Source organism: Alistipes sp. An54 (genome assembly GCF_002159375.1).
GTDB lineage: Bacteria > Bacteroidota > Bacteroidia > Bacteroidales > Rikenellaceae > Alistipes > Alistipes megaguti.
This window is the reverse complement of the sequence record NZ_NFIA01000027.1, coordinates 1-6655: the sequence shown is the minus strand read 5'-3', so window position 1 is coordinate 6655 and position 6655 is coordinate 1. Positions and strand designations below refer to the sequence as shown.

8 protein-coding genes are annotated in these 6655 nt (G+C 60.6%); 1 reads left to right on the top strand and 7 read right to left on the bottom strand.

Features of this window, described 5'->3' with window-relative positions:
• Window positions 1–78: 78 nt before the first annotated feature.
• From B5G09_RS13675 to B5G09_RS13645, 7 genes are all read right to left on the bottom strand, one after another.
• The gene (locus B5G09_RS13675) at window positions 79–1359 is read right to left on the bottom strand and encodes a HAMP domain-containing sensor histidine kinase (protein ID WP_087405611.1); all 1281 of its coding nucleotides are present in this window, start codon (window positions 1357–1359) and stop codon (window positions 79–81) included.
• Window positions 1356–2033, bottom strand: coding sequence for a response regulator transcription factor (locus B5G09_RS13670; protein WP_087405610.1), 678 nt, complete (start codon window positions 2031–2033; stop codon window positions 1356–1358). The genes B5G09_RS13675 and B5G09_RS13670 overlap by 4 nt, the downstream gene beginning before the upstream one ends.
• A gap of 168 nt (window positions 2034–2201) precedes the next feature.
• Window positions 2202–2696 (bottom strand): GNAT family N-acetyltransferase, encoded by a 495-nt coding sequence (locus B5G09_RS13665; protein WP_206384459.1) that lies wholly within the window; start codon window positions 2694–2696, stop codon window positions 2202–2204.
• 276 nt (window positions 2697–2972) lie between these two features.
• The gene (locus tag B5G09_RS13660) at window positions 2973–3977 is read right to left on the bottom strand and encodes a beta-ketoacyl-ACP synthase III (protein WP_087310811.1); all 1005 of its coding nucleotides are present in this window, start codon (window positions 3975–3977) and stop codon (window positions 2973–2975) included.
• Window positions 3978–4005: 28 nt separating this feature from the next.
• Entirely contained in the window at window positions 4006–4953 is a 948-nt protein-coding gene (gene plsX / locus B5G09_RS13655) for a phosphate acyltransferase PlsX (RefSeq protein WP_087310809.1), read from the bottom strand.
• 129 nt (window positions 4954–5082) lie between these two features.
• The gene (gene rpmF, locus B5G09_RS13650; protein ID WP_087310807.1) at window positions 5083–5268 is read right to left on the bottom strand and encodes a 50S ribosomal protein L32; all 186 of its coding nucleotides are present in this window, start codon (window positions 5266–5268) and stop codon (window positions 5083–5085) included.
• 39 nt (window positions 5269–5307) lie between these two features.
• Window positions 5308–5913, bottom strand: a complete 606-nt coding sequence (locus B5G09_RS13645) for a DUF177 domain-containing protein (protein WP_087405608.1) — start codon at window positions 5911–5913, stop codon at window positions 5308–5310.
• Between the two features lie 156 nt (window positions 5914–6069).
• On the opposite strand from B5G09_RS13645, the gene B5G09_RS13640 reads away from it, so the two are divergent.
• Complete coding sequence (locus B5G09_RS13640) at window positions 6070–6474, top strand: hypothetical protein (RefSeq protein WP_087310803.1); 405 nt, start codon at window positions 6070–6072, stop codon at window positions 6472–6474.
• The last annotated feature ends 181 nt before the right edge of the window (window positions 6475–6655 follow it).

Below are 6655 nucleotides of genomic sequence, written 5' to 3'. Positions count from 1 at the left end.
GCCGGGAACGTCGGGAGATGTTGGGGGATGTTGGGGCGTCGGGAACATCGGGGGACGTCGGGGGCGTCGCGAGCCCTTCTACGCCGGAAAATCGACCGTAAAGCAGTGGAGCCCCTGACGGAAATCGTAGCGGATCCGCAGCCCGTAGAGACGGCAGACGGCATCGACAATGGCCAGTCCGAGCCCCGTCGAACCTTTCTTCTTGGTACCCTGATAGAAGCGGTCGAAGATGTGTGCGGCATCCAGGGGACCGGCGTCGGCCGAATTCTCGACCTCGAAGCGGCGGGCCGAGATCCGGACCCGCACCTCGCCGCCCTCCGCCCCGTGGACAAAGGCATTCTTGATGAGATTTCCCACCAGACTCCCCGCCAGCGAGGGGTTCATCCGCACGCGCAGCGGAGCCTGCTCCTCCATCACGAAACGCATGCCCCGATAGGCGTAGATCTCCTCCAGATCCTCACCCGTGCGGCGGGTCAACCCGCCGAGATCAACCTCCTCAACCTCGGGGAACTGCCCGTTGTCGATCTTCGAGAGCAGCAGCAGCGTACGGTTCAGGCGCACCAGATAGTCCAGCGTATGCTGCACCTTGGCAATCTCGCCCAGCTGCTCCTCGCTGAGTTGCTGCGGATCGTCGACCAGCATCTCCAGCCGGTTGCGGCAGACGGCCAGCGGCGTCTGCATTTCGTGCGAAGCGTTGCCGATGAACTGCTTCTGGCGTTCGAACGACGACTCGGCCCGCTGTGCGGAACGCACCGCCGCGTCGTTCAGCCGCCGGAACTCCGTCACCGAGGTCTCAACCACCAGCGGAGCATTCGGACGCCCGATCCGGTAGTCGTCCAGCCAACGCAGCAGCGCATAGAGCGGCCGCATCATGCGGTTGACCACCACGACCGTCACCAGCAGCACCGACAGCAGCAGGAAGAGATACAGGTAGAGAATTCCGTAGAAGATAGCCTCCAGCAGATCCTCCTTTTCGATGCTGGGGGTCATCACCGTCAGTTCGTACCAGCGGCCGCTGGCGTCGCGGAACGTCTGGCGCAGCACGCGGGCCGGCTCCTCGTCATCCCGTTCCGGAATGTAGATTTCCTCATCCGTATAGCGTTCATGGGCCCAGCCTTCGGCATATTCGGCCGAAACCTCGTGCAGATAATAACCGGTATTGCCGTCGGCCGAGGTCTCGGGAAGCTCCCGCCCGGCCAGTACGCGCTTGACGATCACCTCGGCGCGCGCCTCGAGGGCATCGTCCACCTCGTCGTTGACCTCGTCGATGAGCGTGAAGTAGAAGAGTGCCGCCCACCCGGCCAGCAGCAGCGTGAGCACCCACAACAAGTGCAGCAGAATACGATAGACCAGTTTCACGGCCGGACCAGTTTATAACCGAAACCGTAAACGGACCGGATCTCGATGTCGGCCCCGGCATCGTGGAGTTTGCGCCGCAGGTTCTTCATCTGCGCATAGACGAAGTCGAAATTGTCCACCTGGTCGATATGGTCGCCCCAGACCCCTTCGGCCAGCGTCGCCTTGTCGACCGTATGGTTGGGCCGGGCCATGAAATAGTGCAGGATGTCATACTCCTTGCGCAGCAGATCGAGCGGACGTCCCGCCACCTCGACCCGCCGGCTGTCGGGCCACAGGCGCACGTTCCCCGCCTCGAGGCTCTCGTACCCGTCGCGCTGGTGGCGGCGCAGCACGCTCCGGATCCGGGCGCTCAACTCCGCCAGGTGGAACGGCTTGGGCAGGTAGTCGTCTGCTCCGAGTTCGAGCCCCTCAATCTTGTCATCCAGCGAATCGCGCGCCGAGATGATGATCACGCCGGCCCGGCTGCGGCGACGCTTCAACGCCTCGAGCAGCCGCAGTCCGCTTCCGCCGGGCAGCATGATATCGAGCAGAATACAGTCGTAATCGTATGCGGCGATCTTGTCCGAAGCCGAGGCATAGTCGGCCGCCTGTTCGACGACGTACTGCTCGCGCGTCAACGTCCGCACCATAATCTCCCGCAGGGAGGGTTCATCTTCCACAATCAATATCTTCATAGTCCATCAATTTCATCTCCGGGCATCCCCCGGCATCCTCCGGCATTCCCCGAACGTCCGGTTTTCCCTGGTCCTGTCACGCCTTTGCCTCGTCGGCTTTCGTCCGGGCCGCAGGCAAAGGTAGCCATCAAAACCGAAAGCAATCTGAAACGGAGTGCCGGAACCGCCTCACTCCGCCCCGGTCCGATCTCCAAGATCGCACCGCATCACCCATTCACCGCCGTGCTCCGCAACCGTCCGGAATCCGAGACGCAGGTAGAGTCTTGCCGCCGGATTGTCCCGCTGCACGGAGAGGGAGACCGCACAACAACCGCGGCCGGACAACTCCTCCAGCAGAGCCCGGAGAAGCCGGGTTCCGAAACCGCAGCCCCGGAACGACGAATAAAGCGCAACGGCCAGCTCGGGGATTCGTTCTCCGGTCCATCCGAAACCGCGGATCACGCGGCACCACGCCGCCCCGACCACCTCGCCGCCGACCTCGGCCACCAGGCAGCAGTCTCCGTCCTGCGATCCGAACGCCTCGACATAGGTTCGCAACGCAGGGGTCCGGACCACCTCCCGCGGCAAACGGCGGTTGGAGTCCGGCTGCCAAACGGCTTCATAGAGAAAATCCTCCAGCAGCGGGAGCTCCGTCTGGCGGATCGGGCGGATCAGCAGTTCCATACTGTAAAGATACGAATTTTCCGGGGCTTCCGGATGGAGCATGTCCGAAAACCGGCATCCGTGTCAACAAAAAAAGCGATGCACTCCTTACGGAGAACATCGCTTTTTCATCAGGCGGGATCGAGGTCGGAACCCTGCGGCCGGGTTCATTTCGCTACCCGGCTGCTCGGCTTGCCCGGCGTCTGGCTTGCCCCGGCGTCTGGCTTCCCTGGCATCTGGCTTGCCCCGGCGTCTGGCTTGCCCTGGCTCACTCCCCCCCCCTCTCGGGTCCCGGGATCAGGCCTTCGAACCGTCGTAGGCCCACTTCACGTAGATGGCACCCCAGGTATAACCGCCACCGAAGGCGGCCAGAATCAGGTTGTCACCCTTGCGGAGCTGGCTCTCGTAGTCGTAGAGACAGGTCGGGATCGTGGCGGCCGTCGTATTGCCGTTGCGGTCGATATTGATCATGCACTTGTCGTGGGTAATGCCCATGCGGCGGGCCGTGGCATCGATGATGCGCAGGTTGGCCTGGTGAGGTACCAGGAAGCGGATATCGTCCCCCGTGAGGTGGTGGCGCTCCATCATCTCCACCGAGACATCCGACATCTTCGATACGGCAGCCTTGAAGACGGCGTGACCGTCCCACGTGATCGTATGCCAGTTATTCTGTACGGTCTCGATCGATGCCGGGTAACGCGAACCGCCGGCCTTCATGTAGAGCTGCAGCTCGCCCGAGCCGTCGCTGCGGAGAATCGAATCGATCACACCATAGCCTTCGGTATTGGGTTCGAGCAGCACGGCGGCTGCGGCATCGCCGAAGAGCGGGCAGGTCGAACGGTCCGTGTAGTCAATGATCGACGACATCTTGTCGGCACCCACAACGATGACACGCTTGCTCGTGCCGGCCTCGATGAACTTGGCACCGGTGGTCAGGGCAAAGAGGAAGCCGCTGCAGGCTGCCGAAACGTCGTAGGCGAAGGCATTCTTGCAACCGGCCTGATCGGCGATCAGGTTACCCGTCGAGGGGAAGAACATGTCGGGGGTTACCGTGGCGCAGATCACCGCGTCGATCGACATCGGGTCAACACCCGTCTTGTCGAGCAGGTTCATCACGGCGCGGGCTCCCATGTAGGAGGTTCCGATGCCCTCACCCTTGAGGATATGGCGGGTCTTGATACCCGTATGCGACATGATCCACTCGTCGTTGGTGTCGACCATGCGGCTCAACTCATCGTTCGTAAGAATATAATCCGGGAGGTACTGACCCACACCCGTAATTGCTGCTGTTATCTTACCCATTAACTTAATTTTTGCTTACAGTAAACTTTTAATTTTTGAACGCATCGCGCAGTTTCGAGGTCAAGCCGGCCTTGATGACCTGCTCGGTCGAAAGGATCATGCTCCGGATGGCCTTCGGCGTCGAACAGCCGTGGCCGATGATCACCGGAGCATTGACACCCAGCACGGGAGTGCCGCCCACGTTCTCGTAATTCATGGCATCCCAGAAGGCATTGTGGCCTCCCAGCGCCAGATTGATCCGGTAGAGTCCCTCGGCCATCTTCAGCACCGTGTTGCCGACAAAACCGTCGCAGACGATCACATCGGCCACCTTGCCCGTGAAGAGGTACGAACTCTCGACATTACCCACGAAATGGATCCGGCTGTCGGCCTTCAGCAGATCGAACGTCGCCTTGACCTGGGCATTGCCCTTGGTCTCCTCCTCGCCGATGTTGAGCACCGCAACGCGCGGTTTTTCGATGCCCAGCACCGATTCGGCATAGATCGAACCGATCAGGCCGTACTGAGCCAGCACTTCGGGTTTGCAGTCCACGTTGAGACCCACGTCGAGCAGCAGGGCCGGACGTCCGCTGACGGTCGGCACCGTTGAGGAGATCGTGGGGCGGATAACCCCTTCGATCGGTTTGACGGCATACATCGAGCCGACCATCATGGCACCGGTCGAACCGGCGCTTGCAAAGCCGTCGATGGCACCCTTGGCCAGGTATCCGAACCCGACCGTAATGCTCGAATTGCTTTTGGTCTGAAACGCCTTGGCCGGGTGGTCACCCATCTCGATCACCTCGGTCGTGGGCACGAGGTCGAACCGCTCGGCAGGGCATCCTTCCGAAGCGAGTACGGACCTGATTTTCTGTTCGTCACCGAACAGGACGATACGGCTGTCCGAGCCGACCGCGTCGAGCGCCATGACGGCTCCCTTGACAGCCGCTTCGGGAGCGAAATCGCCACCCATGGCATCTACACCAATCTTTATCATACTCGTGGAATTGGTTGAAAACTTCAGGACCGGGCGCCCGGACGCCGCAAAAAACGTTCGGCGGGACGGGTCCGTTCATAAACCGAAAAAGAGGCCTCTCCGCAGGGATGCACTCTTTCCGTACCGAAACTATTCGGCTGCTTTCTTCTCGATGGCGAGCTTGCCGCGATAGAACCCGCACTCGGGGCATACACGGTGGTAGAGCACCGCTGCGCCGCAGTTCGAGCACGTAACGACCGTCGGAACGGTTGCCTTGTAGTGAGTTCTGCGCTTGTCGCGGCGCGTCGACGAGATTTTGTGTTTAGGATGTGCCATTTTACAACTGTACTTTTATAAGTTCGACTTTCAATTCGTTTACTTCTCCTTCTTTTCCGAGGTCCGAGCCTCCGCAGGCCTATTTTTCTGCGCCTCTTCAGCCTGCATCTGCTCGCGCAGGGCAGCCAGTTTGGCCCATTCGCCCTCGTTGTGTTCGTGGGAGACCGCCCGTTTTTCGATGGCCTCGAACTCGCCTTCGGAGACGATCCGGAAGCGTTCGAGCATCTCGGGATTGCACTCCCCTTCGGGATGCACCCGCTGATAGGGCAGCGACAGCACGATGCTTTCGTAGACATACTGCTTCAGATCGACGCTCTCCTCACCCGGCAGCAGCCAGATCACCTCCCCTTCGTATTCGTGGGGTTCGTCGGAGAACTTCACCGGCAGCACGCCGGCGAAATCGATCGGAATGCGGCAATCCTCCAGACAGCGGTCGCACTCGACGACGACGTAGCCCGAGATCGAGATCTCGAGCATGAGCTGCGTTTCGGAGCGCTCCATCTCGACCACCACCTCACAGGCGCCGTCCTTGATCTCCGAGCTTTCGTACTCTTCGAACAACGACCGATCCACCGCAAAACGGAATTCGTGGTGTCCGTTTTTCAGCCCCTTGAAGCAGATGGAATATCGCTGCATTTCCCCCATTTAAACACATTTAGTGCGCAAAGTTACTAAAAAATAAGATAACTGCAAAGAAAACGCAGAGTTTTAGTCTCCGCAGAGAGGGCACGAGCTTCGGAGAACAACGCTGCGGGTCTGAAAAATTTGCTTTTGCCCACGGCTTGCACTATCTTTGCCTGCATGAAGGAGCAGGGATTCAAAATCGAACTGAAAAGCCGTTACGACGAGTGGTGGCGATACAACGCGGATCTGATGTGCGGCTGTTTCGATGTGGACGACAACCGCATCGGATTCGCCTCGACGGCCTCGGATGTGGCCGACGTGGGTTCGAACCTCAAGGCCCGGCCGGCCGAGATTCCCGCGTCGCGGAGCGTCACGCTCGAAACCCCGCCCTGCGACCATCTGGTGCTCTACGTCTACATCATTCCCCACACGCTGCCCGCCGGCAACGACATCGATTCGACACGCCCCTTCGAGGCCGAGATCCGCATCTCCTACGCCGGACGCCTCCTGCGCACCGAGAAGCGCATGATCAACCAATGGTCGGGGGCCTCGATCGAGATGAAGGTCGCCCACGGGGAGTGATCCGCCGTAACGGTCCTTCTTTTTACAGCGACCCGACTTTCGTCAGCGGCCGTCTTTTCGCAGCGGCCCGACTTTCGTCAGCGGCCGTCTTTTCGCTGCGGCCGTCTTTTCGCAGCGGCCCACCGCAATCAGCCTCACCCAACCCGCAACCCCCGCCGGCGTGTTTAAGCCGTCGCTCCCC